The 17,390-nt window shown below is 57.9% G+C and carries 16 protein-coding genes; 9 read left to right on the top strand and 7 right to left on the bottom strand.

All coding sequences use genetic code 11. The features are described 5' to 3' along the window. Positions 1-123: 123 nt before the first annotated feature. Positions 124-2,898, top strand: a complete 2,775-nt coding sequence (locus ACEUCR_RS01180) for an insulinase family protein (RefSeq protein ID WP_408746624.1) — start codon at positions 124-126, stop codon at positions 2,896-2,898. 306 nt (positions 2,899-3,204) lie between these two features. Here the strand turns inward: ACEUCR_RS01180 and ACEUCR_RS01175 are convergent, their stop codons facing one another. Then, positions 3,205-3,852 (bottom strand): thiopurine S-methyltransferase, encoded by a 648-nt coding sequence (locus ACEUCR_RS01175; protein WP_408789001.1) that lies wholly within the window; start codon positions 3,850-3,852, stop codon positions 3,205-3,207. 134 nt (positions 3,853-3,986) lie between these two features. Continuing rightward, a complete protein-coding gene (locus ACEUCR_RS01170) occupies positions 3,987-5,357 on the bottom strand; it encodes a leucine-rich repeat-containing protein kinase family protein (protein WP_408787596.1) in 1,371 nt (456 codons plus the stop codon). 259 nt (positions 5,358-5,616) lie between these two features. Between ACEUCR_RS01170 and ACEUCR_RS01165 the strand changes: the two genes are divergently transcribed. The 8 genes from ACEUCR_RS01165 to ACEUCR_RS01130 all read left to right on the top strand — a co-directional run bounded on the left by ACEUCR_RS01165 (position 5,617) and on the right by ACEUCR_RS01130 (position 12,522). Continuing rightward, positions 5,617-6,147, top strand: a complete 531-nt coding sequence (locus tag ACEUCR_RS01165) for a MarR family winged helix-turn-helix transcriptional regulator (RefSeq protein WP_408787594.1) — start codon at positions 5,617-5,619, stop codon at positions 6,145-6,147. Beyond that, entirely contained in the window at positions 6,144-6,926 is a 783-nt protein-coding gene (locus ACEUCR_RS01160) for a HEAT repeat domain-containing protein (RefSeq protein WP_408787592.1), read from the top strand. The genes ACEUCR_RS01165 and ACEUCR_RS01160 overlap by 4 nt, the downstream gene beginning before the upstream one ends. Next, a complete protein-coding gene (locus ACEUCR_RS01155) occupies positions 6,923-7,294 on the top strand; it encodes a DUF6616 family protein (RefSeq protein WP_408787590.1) in 372 nt (123 codons plus the stop codon). The genes ACEUCR_RS01160 and ACEUCR_RS01155 overlap by 4 nt, the downstream gene beginning before the upstream one ends. 403 nt (positions 7,295-7,697) lie before the next feature. Continuing rightward, on the top strand, positions 7,698-8,462 hold the full coding sequence (locus ACEUCR_RS01150; protein ID WP_408787588.1) for an SDR family oxidoreductase: 765 nt from the start codon (positions 7,698-7,700) through the stop codon (positions 8,460-8,462). Positions 8,463-8,513: 51 nt separating this feature from the next. Beyond that, positions 8,514-9,341, top strand: a complete 828-nt coding sequence (locus tag ACEUCR_RS01145) for a bifunctional transcriptional activator/DNA repair enzyme AdaA (protein ID WP_408787586.1) — start codon at positions 8,514-8,516, stop codon at positions 9,339-9,341. A 425-nt stretch (positions 9,342-9,766) separates the two neighbouring features. Further along, complete coding sequence (locus ACEUCR_RS01140) at positions 9,767-10,003, top strand: AAA family ATPase (RefSeq protein ID WP_408787584.1); 237 nt, start codon at positions 9,767-9,769, stop codon at positions 10,001-10,003. Further along, on the top strand, positions 9,960-11,396 hold the full coding sequence (locus ACEUCR_RS01135; protein ID WP_408788998.1) for an ATP-dependent nuclease: 1,437 nt from the start codon (positions 9,960-9,962) through the stop codon (positions 11,394-11,396). Before ACEUCR_RS01140 ends, ACEUCR_RS01135 begins: the two co-directional genes overlap by 44 nt. Beyond that, positions 11,386-12,522 carry a UvrD-helicase domain-containing protein gene (locus ACEUCR_RS01130; protein ID WP_408787582.1) on the top strand — a complete coding sequence of 379 codons (1,137 nt, stop codon included), beginning with the start codon at positions 11,386-11,388 and terminating at the stop codon, positions 12,520-12,522. Before ACEUCR_RS01135 ends, ACEUCR_RS01130 begins: the two co-directional genes overlap by 11 nt. 113 nt (positions 12,523-12,635) lie before the next feature. Here ACEUCR_RS01130 and ACEUCR_RS01125 read toward each other — a convergent pair whose 3' ends face one another. The 5 genes from ACEUCR_RS01125 to ACEUCR_RS01105 all read right to left on the bottom strand — a co-directional run bounded on the left by ACEUCR_RS01125 (position 12,636) and on the right by ACEUCR_RS01105 (position 17,337). Next, entirely contained in the window at positions 12,636-12,908 is a 273-nt protein-coding gene (locus ACEUCR_RS01125; protein WP_111872701.1) for a hypothetical protein, read from the bottom strand. Positions 12,909-13,285: 377 nt separating this feature from the next. After that, positions 13,286-14,875, bottom strand: coding sequence for a glutamine-hydrolyzing GMP synthase (guaA, locus tag ACEUCR_RS01120; protein ID WP_408787580.1), 1,590 nt, complete (start codon positions 14,873-14,875; stop codon positions 13,286-13,288). 84 nt (positions 14,876-14,959) lie between these two features. Then, positions 14,960-16,423 (bottom strand): IMP dehydrogenase, encoded by a 1,464-nt coding sequence (guaB, locus tag ACEUCR_RS01115; protein WP_041992212.1) that lies wholly within the window; start codon positions 16,421-16,423, stop codon positions 14,960-14,962. A gap of 55 nt (positions 16,424-16,478) precedes the next feature. After that, a complete protein-coding gene (locus ACEUCR_RS01110) occupies positions 16,479-16,655 on the bottom strand; it encodes a hypothetical protein (RefSeq protein WP_408787578.1) in 177 nt (58 codons plus the stop codon). Between the two features lie 46 nt (positions 16,656-16,701). Continuing rightward, on the bottom strand, positions 16,702-17,337 hold the full coding sequence (locus ACEUCR_RS01105) for a YitT family protein (protein WP_408787576.1): 636 nt from the start codon (positions 17,335-17,337) through the stop codon (positions 16,702-16,704). Positions 17,338-17,390: the final 53 nt, after the last annotated feature.

Raw genomic sequence — 17,390 nt, 5'->3', positions numbered from 1 at the left:
GATCTTACCTTGACCCGCACGGGGAAACAATTGCGCGACCTCTCAGAAAAGGGTTTGCCCAACCGGGAACCGAGGTCGATAATCATCTTTAAATTCAAATAAATCCAACATGAGTCAACGCCTATGAGCCCCTATGCCAGCCCGAATGACCACAGGCAGTATCACTACCTCACGCTGGCCAACCGGCTCAAGGTGCTCCTCATTTGCGACCCTGAGACCGACAAATCGGCGGCCTCCCTGGCGGTCAATACCGGCCATTTCGACGATCCCGCCGATCGCCAGGGCATGGCCCACTTCCTCGAGCATATGCTGTTTCTCGGTACCCGGACCTTCCCCAAACCCGGCGAATATCAGCAGTTCATGAATCGTCACGGCGGCAGCAACAACGCCTGGACAGGTACCGAGTTCACCAACTTCTTCTTCGATATCGACAATGCCTACTTCGAGCAGGGGCTGGCCCGGTTCGCCCAGTTCTTCATCTGCCCGACCCTGGCGCCCGAATGGGTCGACAAGGAGCGCAACGCGGTCGATTCCGAGTATCGCCTCAAGCTGATGGACGATGTGCGCCGCAGCTATCAGGTACACAAGGAGACGGTCAACCCGGCCCACCCCTTCACCAAGTTCTCGGTCGGCAATCTCGATACCCTGGCGGATCTGCCGGGGCGCAGCCTGCATGGCGACCTTGTTGCTTTCTACGAGCGCCACTACAGCGCGGATCGCATGGCGTTGGTGATGCTGTCGCCCGAGTCTATTGCGACCCAATTAACCTGGTGTGAACACTTCTTCGGCCCCATCGTCGATCGCAATCTTGGGGAGCCCGCCCTGACGGAGCCCCTCTACCGGCAGGAGGATTTGGGGCTGCGCATCGATCTGGTACCGGTCAAGGAGAGCCGCCGACTGAGCCTGACCTTCCCGCTGCCGCCGGTCGATGCCTATTACGATCGAAAACCCCTCACCTTCCTCAGCCACCTCATCGGCTATGAGGGCAATGGCAGCCTGCTCTCCCTGCTCAAGGAGAAAGGATGGGTCAATCAGCTGGCAGCCGGTGGGGGCGTGAGCGGCAGCAACTTCAAGGATTTTGGCATCAACTTCGGCCTGACCCCGGCAGGGGTCGATCATGTGGACGAGATCATCGGCCTGCTGTTTGGCTATCTCAAGCTGATCCAGCGCCAGGGGCTCGCCCCCTGGCGCTACGTGGAGAAGCAGCAGGTGCTCGAGTCGGCGTTTCGCTTCCAGGAGCGGGGCAAGGCCCAGGACACGGTGGCGGGCCTGGTGCTCAACCTCTTTCTCTATCGCCCGGAGGATCTGCTCTACGGCGACTACATGATGCGCGAGTATGACGAGCCCCTGATCGCACGCCTGCTCGCCAAGCTGATCCCCCACAACCTGAGGGTCACCCTGGTGGCCCCCGGGCTTGTCACGGATCGCCTCGCCCGCTGGTATCAGACCCCCTACAAGGTGAGCACCATCCCGGAGGCCAGCAAGATCCGCTGGCAACAGTGCGAGCCCGATAGCGCCCTGGCCCTGCCCGAGCCCAACCCCTTCATCGCCGGTCGCCTGGAACCCAGGACACCCGCGATCGCCGCCGACCAGCCCGCCTGCCTGATAGACAGGCCCGGCTTTCGGCTCTGGCACCTTCATGAACACCAGTTCAAGGTCCCCAAGGGCAACCTCTACATCGCCATCGACAGCGAACACGCGGTCAAGAGTCCGCGCCACATCGCCATGGCCCGGCTCGCGGTGGAGCTGCTTAGCGATCACCTCAACGCCCTCACCTACCCGGCCGAGCTCGCCGGCCTCGGCTATCAGATGTATGCCCACCAGGGGGGATTTACCATCACCCTGAGCGGCTTCTCCGACAAGCAGGCCCTGCTGCTGGACATGATCCTTGGCAATCGCACCCTGGGCTATCCGGATCCGGCCCGCTTCGCGGCCATCAAGCAGCAGCTTGTTCGCAACTGGGAGAACCAGGCCAAGACCCGTCCCATCAACCAGCTGTTCAACCAGCTCACCAGCCTGCTGCAACCCAACAACCCGCCCTTCGAGCAGTTGCTGCGCCATCTGCGCGGCGTCGAGATTGGCGAGATGCCGGCCTTCGTCGCCCAGCTGTTCAGGGAGGTGCACGTGGAGACCCTGGTGCACGGCGACTGGCAGGAGAGCGAAGCCCTGGCCCTGGCCGCCCTGCTCGAGCGCCATCTCGCGCCCTACAGCCAGCCGGGCAGCGAGACCCGCCGCCCCCTGCTCTCCATCCAGGACAGAGGCACCCTCATTCGCCAGCACGGCTGCGAGCACGAAGACTCGGCGCTGCTGGTCTACTACCAGTCCCGCACCACCCGAGCGCGGGATCTCGCCTGCTTCACCCTGGCCAACCACATCATGTCCTCTACCTTCTTTCACGAGTTGCGCACCCGTCAGCAGCTCGGCTACGTGGTGGGAGCCGGCAACCTGCCCCTCAATCGCCACCCCGGCCTCATCTTTTATATCCAGTCGCCGGTGGCGGGGCCCCAGGTGCTGCTCGATGCGGTGGAGCAGTTCATCGATCTCTTCCCCCTGGCCATGCTCGAGTTCAGCGAGCAGCAATGGCAGGAGAGCAAGGCGGGGCTGCAGGCCCAGCTCAGCGAGCGGGATGCCAACCTGCGCAGCCGCGGTCAGCGGCTCTGGGTCAGCATAGGCAACAAGGATCTGGGCTTTGATCAGCGAGAAAGGGTCTGCGAGGAGGTGGGCAGGCTCAATCGCGCCGATCTGGTGCGCTTTGTCACCCAACTGAGATCCCGCACCTCGGACAGGCTCATCCTCTGCAGCTATGGCCAGGGCCATGAGCACGACGAGCGGATCACAGGGCAGATCATCGACGACACAGGGGCATTTCGCCTCACCGCTCAGCCCTTCGATGGCTGATGCGCCCCCAAGAAAAAGCCGGCCAAAGAGGCCGGCTGGAAATACCACCATAAAGACGGCAAGAGCCGCCAAACGTGAACATGAGCGTGAAAATCAGACACTGGACGGCACGCGACCGGGTCGATGCCAGCAGTGATTGAGAAACGAGACCATCTTACCCCCTCCCGGCAGAGGCCGGTTGATCTACATCAAAAGAGGTAGCAAAGAGCCAGGAAGCTGTCCGTTTGCCGATCGGGATCACGGCTTCCACCTCTTGTAGGCTGACGCGCAGCGCGTTCATCGTTCGGGGCCACCCGCAGACGCCCCTCAGCCCCGGCGGATCAGCCGGTAAGCCACCTCGTCGAAATAGGAGAGCTGCCCCGAGAGCACCCTGGGGTGATCCAGCTCCGTCGCCCGGCCCAGCACCTCGACACCAAAGTCGCGCTCAAACAGGGTGCGCACCTCCATCTCCCCCACCGAGAACGGCGGCTGTTGCTGCTGCTCGGGCTGATACTCGAGGGTCACCAGCAACACCTGCCCCCCCGCTTCCACCAGGCGGCTCATCAGGGCGGCATACTGGCGGCGCATGGCGCCCGGCAAGGCGATGAGGGCCGCCCTGTCATAGACCAGGCGATAACGCTGCCCAAGCTCGGGGGCGGCGAAGAAATCCCCCTGATAAATGCGTAGATCCTCGTGGCGGTGGCACTGATAGGGGCCCACCTCGCTTCTCTCTGCACTCAGCTTGTTCTCGTCAAAAAACTGGGTAATGGCGAGCTCGGAGAGCTCGAACCCATCCACCGGATGCCCCTGCTCACGCAGCCAGAGCATGTCCCGGGACTTGCCACAAAGGGGCACCAGCACGGGGGCGCTCCCTTGCTGGGCCGACCACCAGGATTGCAGCCAGCGGTTGAAATCTGCCTGATGAAAGCCAATCCGGTTCTCTTTCCACTTCTGGTGCCAAAACGCCGCTTCCATCATCTTCCTCTCGTCATCTGCAATGGTGCATCACTATCACAACTTCATCTAAGTGGTGCAAGCCCCATGATCCCGCCCCTGTGCAAGACAAGACTTGGAAGGAGCCAGCGGGACTCACACCGGGCAGGCCCCCCTCAGGCCACGACCCCAGGCTGGCTTGTCGCCATCCCTGTCAGCCGGGTCAGGATTTGCGCGAAGGCGGGTCGCCGGGAGGGCGCCTCAAAGAGGCACTCCCCGGCCAGACGATGAAGGGCATCCAGATTGGCATCCCCCCCATCACAGCGCGCCAGCAACTCGGCCAGCAGGCAGCCAAAGGCCCGTACCTCCAGGCGCTCCAGCCGCCCGGCCAGCTCGCCGTCGGTGCGGTCATAGCAGGAGGCGGCGCCAAAGTCCCCGAGCAGCACCTGCCCCTGTGCCTCCTGCGGCGAATGAGGCATCGCGGGCTGCAAGGAGTACAGCAGGTTGTGGGCGTAGAGATCGCCGTGCAGTATGCCCCGCTCGTGCAGGTGCCGGGCGGCCGCAGCCACCCCCTGCCCCATGGCCATCACCTGGGCCGGGGTAAAGTTGAGATCCGCTGGATAGACATCCCGGGTGCAGGAGTCCAGGCTAGGGGGCCCCGCCAGGGTAGCGAAGGTGGGATCTATCAGAGGCATCACCAGTGCCGGGATGCCGGAGGGATGATCGCTCACCCGCCCCATCACCCCGACCAGGTTTGGATGGCGACCGGCGGCCAGGGACGCTCCCATCTCGCTCAGGGGCAGGCCGTCGCTGGTGACGGCCCCCTTGAAGAGCTTGACCGCCACCGCCCTAGGTCCTTCGGCCCTCGCCCACTCGGCGCGATAAATGACGCCGGACGCCCCCTCCCCGAGCACATCCTCCAGTGAGAGCGCCTGCCAGGGGATCTCGGCAGTGAACTCCGATATGCCGTTCAGGCACGCCTGCTCATCACAGAAGGGGTTGCCCGCAAAGGCCAGCCAGGACAGACGTGGCAAGTCGAGCAGCCACTCGGGCAGTGCCTCCAGCCGGTTGGCGGCGATGCGCAAAAGCTCCAAACGGTGGCAACCGGCAAGAGTCTCGGGAAGCTCATGTAGCCGGTTGCCCGAGAGCATCAGCTTTTGCAGATCAATGCACTGACCCAATTCGCCGGGCAGCGACTCAATCTCGTTGTCGGTCAGAATGAGCCAGCGCAGCCTAGCGGGCAGGGAGGCGGCCGAGACGGTCGCGATGCGGTTGGCCTTGAAGCCCACCATGGTGAGCGCAGGGCAGCGCCCCAGCACTTGGGGCAGTTCGGTGAAGCGGTTCTCGGAGCAGAAGAGGATGCGCAGCTTCTTGCACTCGGCCAGCTCGTCAGGCAACTCGCTCAGCTGGTTGCCGGTGAGATCCAGCACCTCCAGGGTCTCCTTGAGGCTCAGGATCTCGGGGGGGAACACAGCGAGGTTTTCAGCAAGTTTGAGGTGGCGGGCGCCAAGCAGTTCGCCCGCGCGCAGCTGTTCCAGGGTATGCATGGGATCGTCTCTATCAAGATTCGGGCTTGCGGTGGCTCACTGCGGGGCACTCCCCCCAGGCCACAAAGGAGGGGCATTATAGGGAATGACGGCCAAAGATGGCCGATTTTCTTGCAAGGCCTTCTCTTGCAAAGCCCCCCATCCCCACACACCCACGCCCCATTGCCATCGATCATTCGGGTCGCGCGCTTGGGAGGTTGATCATTTGGTTGGCGCCATATAGTATGGCGCCATATAAAGTCATTCGAGACTCACCATCATGATCACGCTGGAACAGAAACACCTCGCCCTGCTCGAGGATGCAGAGCACCGCGGACACGCGGACACCCAAAACATACGCGTCTGCTTTGAGGTGTTGACCCTCGCCGCAGCCATCGATCAGGCGTGCGCGGCGCGCCTGGCCCCTCACCGCCTCTCCGAAGGCAAGTTCGTGCTGCTGTTTTTGCTGCGCGACCTGCCACAAGGGCTGGCCCCCCACGAGCTTGCCGACAAGGCGGGGGTCACACGGGCCACCATCACCGGCCTGCTCGACGGGCTGCAACGGGACGGCCTGCTGGCTCGCCACAGCGACAGCCAGGACAGGCGAAAGATCTCGGTGCGCCTGACAGAGCAGGGCCAGGCCCTGGCGCAGCACCTGCTCGATGAGCACAGCCAGTGGATAGGCTCCCTGTTTGCCGGGTTCGATCAGGCAGAGCGAGAGACCCTGAGCGCCCTGCTCAAGCGAGCCTGGCTCAACGTCATCTCATCCCGGGCAGGCTGCACTGAGGCCGCCACAGAGGAGCACCCATGACACGCAGCCGTATCACGGATATCGCCCCCTCACGCCTCGCCCAGCTCAACCGGGGAGAGATCGAGGCAAGCAACCTGACCGAATGCCTGGCGGTGGATTTTGCCGCCCTGATGCAGTGCACCCTGCCTGCGCTCGGGCCCCTGGCGCTGGCGTCGATGCACGCCGCATCCGGGGAGGGCATTACCCGGCGCATGGCACTGGCCGCCAGGCTGCTCCTGACCGAGAACGGCACGAGGGATCTTGCGGCGCTCAGCCGTCATCCCTCCGATACCGTGCGGGGCTGGGCCTGTTTCATGGTGGGCGCGAGCGAGGGGCTGTCGCTCAGCGACCGCCTGGCCCTCATTCGCCCCCTCGCCGATGATCCGCACTTCGGGGTGCGCGAGTGGGCCTGGCTCGCAATGCGAACGACCATTGCCGCGCAGCTGGAGGCGGCCATTGCCGCCCTGGTGCCCTGGACGGCGGAGCCGTCCGAGCGGCTGCGACGCTTTGCCAGCGAGGCGACCCGCCCCCGCGGCGTCTGGTGTACCCATCTTGCGTCCTTGCGACAAGCGCCGGAGCAGGCCCTGGTGCTGCTCGAGCCCCTCAAGGCCGATCCCGCCCCCTATGTGCAGGACTCCGTCGCCAACTGGCTGAACGATGCGAGCAAAGACAGGCCACAGTGGGTCACTGATCTCTGCGCGCGCTGGTCTCGCGAAAGCCCCTGCTCCGCGACAACCCGGATTTGTCAACGCGCCTTGCGCACCTTGCGCAAGGGCCAACTCCCGAAGGAACCCCTATGACCCACTATCTGGCAGAGCTCTACACCCCCACTCCCGCCTGGCTGGCACTGAGCCAGGCGGCCCGTCAGCAGTTCTTCGAGGCCATTGGCGCAGGCATGGCCAACCTCGCCGCCCTCGGGGTGGAGCCCATCGCCCTGGGCGAGACCCATGCCGCCACCCTCCATGGCGCATCCCAACCCTTTTTCGCCATCTGGCGCGGGCCGGATGCCGCGGCCATCGAGGCCCTCGTCCAGGGGATAGCCGCATCGGGCTGGCACGACTACTTCGAGACGGTCAACGCAACCGGCGCCGGTGTCTCCCTGGGCGAGCACCTTGCACAGTTGGCCGCCCTGCCCTGCGCCGCCACATCCAGCCCCGCCCTGGCCTGATAACCCCTAAAAGAGCGTTATCCCACCATGCCTTGCGTCAGTGCCGCCGACTCCGGTGGCACTGTTTTCCACGCCCTGCCCTTGCAAACCCATGACACCACCATATGGGAAAGCGGCGCCACAGCCCCGCTCCCTTCCCACTTCCTTCCCACTCCCTTCATAAAACGCTGATATCTCCTGATGCCGTGATGGCCCATCGCCGATGGCACAAGTGAGCAAGATCCGGGTCGTCGTGACGAAGGTTCGCAGCCATAGTGCTTTCAAACCAAAAGTGCTTTCGACCCCTCAAGGGGTTGAACCAAAGGAGGTTTGAACCAGGAGGGGGTTGAACCCGTCCACTTGTCTGCCAATCCTGCATGGGCGCCGTCACCTGGCGCCATGCACATCTCGCGAGGGAACTGCCATGTCATTACTGACCAACAAGATCGCCATCATCACAGGAGCCAGCTCAGGTATCGGTCGCGCCAGCGCCATCCTGTTTGCACGGGAGGGGGCCAGCGTCGTGCTGGGGGCACGCCGCCAGCCCGAGCTGGATGCCCTGGTGGAGGAGATCAGGAAATTCGGGGGCCAGGCGGTGAGCCTCGCGGGGGATGTGAAAAGCGAGACTTACGCCAGCGCCCTGGTGGAGCTGGCAGTGGGGCGTTTCGGCGGGCTCGATGTCGCCTTTAACAACGCCGGCACCACGGGGGCGCCGGGCAGCGTACAGGAGATGGCACTGATCCAGTGGCATGAGACCCTGGACACCAACCTCACCAGCGCCTTTGTGGGGGCCAAGTACCAGATCCCCGCCATGGTGGCGCGCGGGGGCGGCTCCCTTATCTTTACCTCCACCTTCGTCGGCCATACTCTGGGGCTGCCCGGCATGGCGGCCTATGCCGCGAGCAAAGCCGGCCTCATCGGCCTGACCCAGGTGCTGGCCGCGGAGTTCGGGGCACAAGGGGTGCGGGTCAACGCCCTGCTGCCGGGGGGCACCGACACCCCCATGGGGCGGGCCTTTACCGATACGCCGGAAAGTCTCGCCTTTGTGCAGCATATGCATGCCCTCAAGCGGCTGGCCCAACCGGAGGAGATCGCCCGCTCGGCCCTCTATCTCGCGTCCGATGCCTCCAGCTTTACCACCGGCATTGCCCTGCTGGCCGATGGTGGGGTATCTATTTGTCGCACATGACCTTGTCGCACCCAAGATCCTGCGGCTGCAAACTTATCGTGAGACCGCCCTATGTCTGATTACGCCCGCATCGCCGATGCCATCCGTTTTATCGCAAGCCAGGTGGCGCGCCAGCCCACCCTGGACGAGATAGCGGCGCACGTTCACTTAAGCCCCTTTCACTTCCAGCGGCTGTTCAGCCGCTGGGCCGGGGTGACGCCCAAACGCTACCTGCAGGTGCTGACCCTGGAGCGGGCCAAGGCGCTGCTGCACGAATCGCGCTCCCTGCTGGAGGTGGCCGATACCCTGGGCCTGAGCAGCGGCTCGCGGCTCTACGATCACTTCGTGCAGCTCGAAGCGGTGACGCCAGGCGAATACAAGCAGCGCGGGGCCGGGCTGGTTATCGATCACGGGGTGCACGACACCCCCTTCGGCCAGGCGTTCGTCGCCCTGACCCCTCGGGGGGTGTGCAACTTCTCGTTTCTCGATGACCAGGCTCCAGAGGCGCCCCTGGCCGCCCTCGCCCAGCGCTGGCCTGCGGCAGAGCTGCGAGAAGCGCCATCACGCACCCAAGGGGTCATCCACACCATGTTCGATGACAGCAAGGCGCCGGATCGCCCCATCTCCTTGCACGTGAGCGGCACCAACTTTCAGATCAGCGTCTGGCGGGCACTGCTCGAGATCCCGCCAGCCAAGGTGGTGAGCTACGCCCAGGTGGCAAGCGCCATCGGCAACCCCAAGGCCGCCCGCGCCGTGGGGCTGGCGGTGGGCGCCAACCCCGTCGCCTTGATGATCCCCTGCCACAGAGTCATCCAGCAAAACGGCAAACTCGGCGGCTATCACTGGGGTGAAACCCGCAAACAGGCGATACACGCCTGGGAAGCGGCGAGGTATGAGTGAAAGTGGCTTTCTCCGCCCGACCTGATGAGGAAAACAGGAATATTGGTAGTGAGTCAGCAGACTATCAGGTCACGCTGAACGAGCAGGCAGTGATATAAAGCGGGTGCATTAAAAGAATCGGGGCGCAGATCACCCCTTTTGTTGCTTTGGCGAGGAATGGCGCTTAACCACCCCACCCCAGCGAATTGACGAAACACGTAGAGTGCAATAAGCGCAGCGCATTGCACCGTTTGCTGAGCGGATTTTGGGCTGAGACCAAAGATCAAATTCGCGGAGCAATTTACGTTACTCCTATCGGATTACGTATTGTGACCTCACAGACTCAGCATGTAGTGCTTCAAAAAGCACCAAGGATAATTGTACACTGGCTAACAAATTTAAATACATAGCCTCCAAATTAATATCTATATAAATAGGAGTATTCAATGAAAATAGAAAAGATTAACATTTATAACTACAAATGCTATTACAGCAAGTTCTCAATCGACTTTAACAAAGGCGTAAATATTCTTGTCGGTGACAATGGTTCTGGAAAATCAACAATCCTTGAGGCAGCTCATTTAGCATTGAGTGGTATATTATACGGTAGGTATTTAAAAAAACGAACTAACCCAATATATATTCAACAACAAGGCTGTTGCCGAATATTTAGAAAAAGTTAACAATCGCGAGCCGAGTTTTTTACCAGAAGTTTGTATAGAAGTTTTTTTTGAAAAGGCTTCCGCACCAAAATTACAAGGCACGGGTAACAAGGAACGGAGTGATGCATGTGGTGTATCATTCAAAGTCGAGTTTGATGACACTTATACTGATGAGTATTCAGAGCTAATACGCAGTGGAGAGAAAATAAATACACTGCCAATAGAGTACTATAAAATATCTTGGTCATCTTTCGATAGAGACGCAGTTACATCAAGAAGCATTCCAATTAAATCTGTTCTAATAGATTCAACATCCAGTAAGTATCAAAACGGTTCTGATATATATATATCAAGAATTATAAAAAATGACTTAGACGATAGTGAAAAAGTTAAGCTATCTCAGGCATATAGGAAGATGAAAGATAGCTTTTCTGAAGATGATGCGGTTAAAGTAATTAACAATAAAATTGATGGTAAATCAAATGTCCAAGGTGATCATCTTCGTATCTCCGTTGACTTAGGGTCTCAAAATGCTTGGGAATCCAGTTTAATGACCTATTTGGGAGATATTCCTTTCCATCAAATAGGCAAAGGGTATCAGTGCATCATAAAAACGAATCTTGCTCTAGCTCACAAAAAAGCAAAAGAGGCTAGTCTGTTATTAATAGAAGAACCTGAGAATCACCTATCACATTCCAAGTTAAATCATTTGTTAAAATCAATAGTTGATAACTCAGCTGACAAACAAGTTATTATTTCAACACACAGTAGTTTTGTAGCCAATAAACTTGGCCTTGAAAATTTAATTTTATTAAATGATCACAAGGTCACAAAGTTCACTGATTTATCAAAAGACACTTTTGATTTTTTTAAAAAACTACCAGGTTACCAAACATTAAGGCTTCTCCTTTGTAGAAGAGCGGTGCTTGTTGAGGGTGATTCAGATGAACTCATATTTCAAAAAGCCTATATGGATAAAAACCTTGGATCATTACCTATTGAGCATGGTATTGATGTTATTTCTGTGAAATTGACATTCAAGCGTTTTTTGGAAATTGCAAAAAAAATAAACAAAAGCGTAGCTGTAATAACAGATAACGATGGTAATCATGATGAGAAAATCATAAAAAAATATCGAGATTATCATGACAGCCTTCACATAAAAATCTTTTCAGACAATCGAAACCACCTAAACACACTTGAACCACAGTTTGTTGATGCAAACAAAAATAATTTAATTGAATTATGTAAAGCACTTAGTTTAGATATAGGTAAATTTAATACCGCTGAGTTATTATCAGAAAAACTACAAACACAGAAAACTAGCTGGGCTCTCAATGTTTTCGAATCAAAAATAACCTTTAATTATCCACAATACATCACTAACGCAGTGGAGTGGTGCAATGAAAGATAATAGTCTTATAATTGCAGCCGCGGGCTCTGGAAAAACAACTTATTTGGTAGATATTGCGTTAAAAAAGCCTAATGAATCAATTTTGATTACAACTTACACTGAGTCAAATGAACAAGAGATTAAACGAAAATTCATATCTGAGGTTGGCGCAGTACCACCCAATGTAACTATTACCACATGGTTTTCATTTCTCCTAAAGCACTGGGTTAGACCATACCAGTGCCAACTAAATAGCTCTTTAGCTAAAATACGCATTGGTTTTATTCTAGTTAATCAGCGTTCAGGACTAAGGTATACAAATAAGAATGGGCAAAATGTTTATTGGTCAGATAAAAACAACTTCAATAAATATTATTTCACCTCTGACTTTAAACTATATTCTGACAAGATTTCAAAATTTGCTTTTGAAGCAAATAAAGCCAGTAATCAAGCTGTAGTTAATAGAATTACATCTCTGTATAGCATTATATGCATAGATGAAGTTCAAGATCTGGCTGGTTTTGACTTAGAGTTAATAAAGCTCCTCTTCAAGTCAAATTCCCAAGTGATAATAGTGGGAGATCCAAGGCAAGTTACTTATCAGACCCATAATACGAATAAACATGCTGAGTATAGTAATGGAAACATTAAAGATTTTGTTAAATCTGAAAAAATGCTAGGAAAACGTATCACATGTCAGATAGATGAAACGATTTTAAATAAATCTCATCGTTGCTGCCAAAGTATATGTGATTTCTCCTCAAAACTTTACCCTCAACTCCCTGCTGTAGATGCATGTGAGTGTGTTGATTGCCGTAAAGATAACATTCAGCACCAAGGAGTCTTCATCGTTTCAAAAAAACTATGCCCTGAATACTTAAGAACATATAAGCCAATACAGTTACGCTGGAACTCAGCATCAAAAATAGATAAATCCTATGATTCAATGAATTTCGGTGAGTCTAAAGGTCTCACTGTAGACCGTGCAATTATATATCCGACAGATGATATGGCAGATTGGTTTCGCCACACAGATCAACCCGAAAAATTAAAACCCGCCACTCGTGCTAAGCTATACGTGGCATTAACTCGTGCTCGTTACAGTGTAGCTATTGTATTAGACTATGACCCCAGTGAAATATTTTAAGGTGCAGAGTTTTATAAACAATAAAAGACGCCCTAAGGCGTCTTTCTTACTGGTGGGTGTTGGGGCCAACCGGTTGGACGCTCTACGCCCTCCCCGCCTTACCCGCAACCCAATCAGATCGGGGTGATGGAGGTGATATGGGCCGATCCATCCAGGGATTGGAAGATCTGCACCACGGCTTCCCCGTGGATGGGGTTGGGCAGCGGCACCGTGGTTTTGCATTTGAAACGGTAGTTGGTGCCGGCGACGACCTGGGTGGAGACTTCAAAGGGTACGTACTGCACCCCGACAAATCCTTTCAGCGCCTGATCAAATACCGCCTGATCCTTGGCGGTCAGCTTGTGATATGCGGTCCATCCACCCACCAACACTGCTTGTTCTGACATATCAAACTCTCCGTGCTCTATGATCCCTACTCGTTTGGCTGTTCGGGTTCCGCCCCGTTTATTCAAGTGGTGTCCGGACTCCACCGGGAGCCATACCAGATATCGGTATGCCCGATGACGACAGCGCACATAAAGGCGTTGCTGTCGCCACCCTCCCCTTCTGCCACGACCGCCGCCTCGCAGCGTCGGTCTCAATTGGCATGGCAGAGCCTAGTGCGAGATCCATAAAACACCCCCTGTCATATATGACAGAGGCAGGGAGGCGAGAAAGCAGCTAGCGAGGGGAAAAGTGAGGCGCAAACGATTGGAAAAAGAAAAGGCGCCTCAAGGGCGCCTTTTTGACAGTTTTGCGTTATCGGCAGGAAAGCGTCAGCCGCTTATTCCCATTCGATAGTCGCAGGCGGCTTGCCGGAGACGTCGTACACCACGCGGGAGATGCCGTTGATCTCGTTGATGATGCGATTCGACACGTGCCCCAGGAAGTCGTACGGCAGGTGAGCCCAGTGGGCGGTCATGAAGTCGATGGTTTCGACGGCGCGCAGCGCAATGACCCAGTCGTACTTGCGACCATCGCCCATGACGCCGACGGAGCGCACCGGCAGGAAGACTGCGAACGCCTGGCTGACCTGGTTGTAGAGGTCTGCTTTGCGCAGCTCTTCGATGAAGATGGCGTCAGCCTTGCGCAGCAAGTCGCAGTACTCTTTCTTCACTTCGCCAAGCACGCGCACGCCCAGACCCGGACCCGGGAAGGGGTGACGGTAGAGCATGTCGTAGGGCAGGCCGAGTTCGAGGCCGACGCGGCGCACTTCGTCCTTGAACAGCTCGCGCAGGGGCTCTACCAGACCCATCTTCATCTCTTCCGGCAGGCCGCCGACGTTGTGGTGAGACTTGATGACGTGGGCCTTGCCGGTCTTGCTGGCAGCGGATTCGATGACGTCTGGGTAGATGGTGCCTTGCGCCAGCCAGCGGGCGTTTTTCAGCTTCTTGGACTCGTCGTCGAACACCTCGACGAAGACGCGGCCTATGGTCTTGCGCTTGGCTTCCGGCTCGTCGATGCCGGCGAGAGCAGAGAGGAAGCGCTCTTCGGCGTCGACCTTGATGATGTTCAGGCCGAAGTGATCGCCGAACATGTCCATCACCTGGGTGCCTTCGTTCAGGCGCAGCAGGCCGTTGTCCACGAAGACGCAGGTCAGGCGATCGCCGATGGCGCGGTGCACCAGCATGGCGACCACGGAGGAGTCCACGCCGCCGGAGAGGCCCAGGATCACCTCGTCGTCACCCACCTGCTCGCGAATGCGGGCAACGGCGTCGTCGATGATGGTGGCCGGGGTCCAGAGGCATTCGCAGCCGCAGATATCCTTGACGAAGTGCTCCAGCATGCGGGCACCCTGACGGGTGTGGGTCACTTCCGGGTGGAACTGCACGCCGTAGAAGCGCTTGGCCTCGTCGGCCATGGCCGCATGGGGGCAGGTCGCGGTCTGGGCTATGGTGGTGAAGCCTGCGGGGATCTCGGTGACCTTGTCGCCGTGGCTCATCCAGACATCCAGCAGGGCATTGCCGTTGTCGGCGATGGCGTCTTCGATGTTGCGCAAGAGGGCACTGGTCTTGCCGGAGTGGCCCAGCACTTCGACCTGGGCATAACCGAATTCACGCAGGTTGGAGGACTGCACCTTGCCGCCGAGCTGCTCGGACATGGTCTGCATGCCGTAGCAGATGCCGAACACCGGCACGCCAGCGTTGAACACGTACTCGGGGGCGCGCGGGCTGCCCGCCTCGGTCACGGATTCCGGGCCGCCGGAGAGGATGATTCCGCTCGGATTGAACTCGCGGATCTGCTCTTCGGTTACGTCCCAGGCCCACAGCTCGCAGTAGACGCCGATTTCACGGACGCGACGGGCGATGAGCTGGGTGTACTGGGAACCAAAATCCAGGATAAGGATACGGTGGGCGTGAATGTCTTTAGTCATTTTATTCCTGCATCAGGCTGATGTTGTCACAAAAAGCACGGGATAAAAAAATGGTGGAAAAACGGGGCGCAGGGCCCCGTTTTATCAGCCCATCCGGTAGTTGGGGGCTTCTTTGGTAATGGTCACGTCGTGGACGTGGGACTCTTTCATCCCGGCGCCCGAGATGCGCACGAACTCGGCCTTGGTGCGCATGTCGTCGATGGTGGCGCTGCCGGTCAGGCCCATGGAGGAGCGCAGGCCACCCATCTGCTGGTGGATGATTTCTTTCAGGCGGCCCTTGTACGGCACGCGCCCTTCGATCCCTTCCGGCACCAGCTTGTCTGCAGCGTTGTCGGTCTGGAAGTAGCGATCGCTGGAGCCCTTGGACATGGCACCGAGGGAGCCCATGCCGCGATAGGACTTGAAGGAGCGACCCTGGTAGAGCTCGATCTCGCCCGGCGCCTCTTCGGTACCGGCGAACATGGAGCCCACCATGACGCAGCTAGCACCGGCGGCGATGGCCTTGGCCACGTCACCGGAGAAGCGGATGCCGCCATCGGCAATCACAGGCACGCCGGTGCCTTCCAGGGCGTCCACGGCGTCGGAGATGGCGGTGATCTGGGGCACGCCCACACCGGTCACGATACGGGTAGTACAGATGGAGCCCGGGCCGATACCGACCTTGACCGCGTTGACGCCAGCGGCGACCAGCGCCTTGGCGCCGGCGGCGGTGGCGACGTTGCCGCCGATGATTTGCAGGTCAGGGTAGGCTTCACGGGTCGCCTTGATGCGATCCAGCACGCCCTGGGAGTGGCCATGGGAGGAGTCAATCAGCAGCACGTCCACACCGGCTTCCACCAGGGCGGCGACGCGCTCTTCGTTGCCGGCACCGGCACCGACGGCAGCACCGACCCGCAGACGGCCGCGCTCGTCTTTACAGGCGTTCGGCTTGCGCTCGGCTTTCTGGAAGTCTTTGACGGTGATCATGCCCTTCAACTTGAAGTCGGCGTTGACCACCAGCACCTTCTCGATGCGGTGCTTCTGCATCAGGGCAACCACCTCTTCGCGAGGGGCCCCTTCACGCACGGTGACCAGACGATCCTTCTGGGTCATGATCTGTTCAACGGTCTGGGAGAGATCGATCACGAAGCGCACATCACGGCCGGTGATGATGCCCACCAGCTGGTTGCCGTCAGTCACCACGGGGTAACCGGCGAAACCGTTCTTGTGGCTCAGCTCCTTGATCTGGGCGATGGTCATGTCAGGGCGTACGGTGACGGGGTCGGAGACCACGCCGCTCTCGTACTTCTTGACCTTGCGCACTTCGGCAGCCTGCTGCTCGATGGACATGTTCTTGTGAATGAAGCCGATGCCGCCTTCCTGGGCCAGTGCGATAGCCAGACGGGCTTCGGTCACTGTGTCCATGGCAGCGGAAATCATCGGGATATTCAGGGAGATAGCAGACGTGAGCTTGGTACGCAGGTCGGCGGTATTCGGAAGAACAGTGGAGTGTGCTGGAACCAACAGTACATCGTCGAAGGTCAGCGCTTCTTTGGCAATCCTGAGCATGGCAATATCTCACCGTTGAGGAGTGGGGGTGTAAAATATTGCCGACAAATTTTACTCATGGTTTCCCGGTTGGTAAAGAAGTATTTTTGAATTTTTGATGGCGTAGCCCGTTTTTAGACGGCCAACCCGCTAAAAACCCCATCAATACAACCGCAACCATGGCGTTTTTCCCGACAAAATGATCTTTTTTGCCGTTGAGCTCCTTTCTGCCGCCAGTCTCTTGAAACAGCATTTTTCACTGACAACCCTGTCACGGCTGCCTGGCCGGTTGTCTGTTGTCAATTCCCCTGATAGCGGCCCGGCTTGTGCCAATTCATCAGCATGGCGTTCATGGCGAGCGCGCTCAAGGTAGACCAGAGCAGCAAGGGAAGCGGCAGGGCGAGCAGGGAGAGCGCAAACACCAGCACATCCAGCACCATCTGGCTCTTTCCTGCATTGATGCCGGTGCGCCTTTGCAACCAGAGCGTCACCACCCCTGTGCCCCCCACGGAAGCGTTGTGCCGCGCCAGAGACAAGACCCCCATGCCGAGGAAGGTGCCCCCCACCAGGGCGGCAAACAGGGGATGGACATAGCTCACCGTCAGGAGCAGCGGCACCGCCTGGGTGGCCGCCGAGAGGGCGACGTTGACGATCAGCGTCTTGAGGGTGAAGGCGCGCCCCATGGTGAAGTAACAGAACACCATGAAGGGCAGGTTCACCAGGAAGAAGAGCACGCCGATGGGCAGGCTGCTGACATGGGCGAGCAGCAGGGCGATGCCCGCGATGCCGCCGGTGATCATGCCGGAACACTTGAGCAGGTTGAGGCCGACTGCGATAAACATGACACCGAGCACCATGCCGTAGACATCGTCCTTGACGGAGTGGGCCAATCCCCTGCCCGCAGCCGCTGGCTGCATGGTCATTTCACCTTCCATATGACTCCTTAGATCCGACGTGATGATGGCATCCGTTGCCCGACAACCAGGCC

The sequence above is a fragment of the Aeromonas bivalvium genome (genome assembly GCF_046078285.1).
In the GTDB taxonomy this organism is placed as follows: domain Bacteria; phylum Pseudomonadota; class Gammaproteobacteria; order Enterobacterales; family Aeromonadaceae; genus Aeromonas; species Aeromonas bivalvium.
Note: the sequence above shows the minus strand (reverse complement) of the source record. Positions and strands in the feature narration are given on the sequence as shown.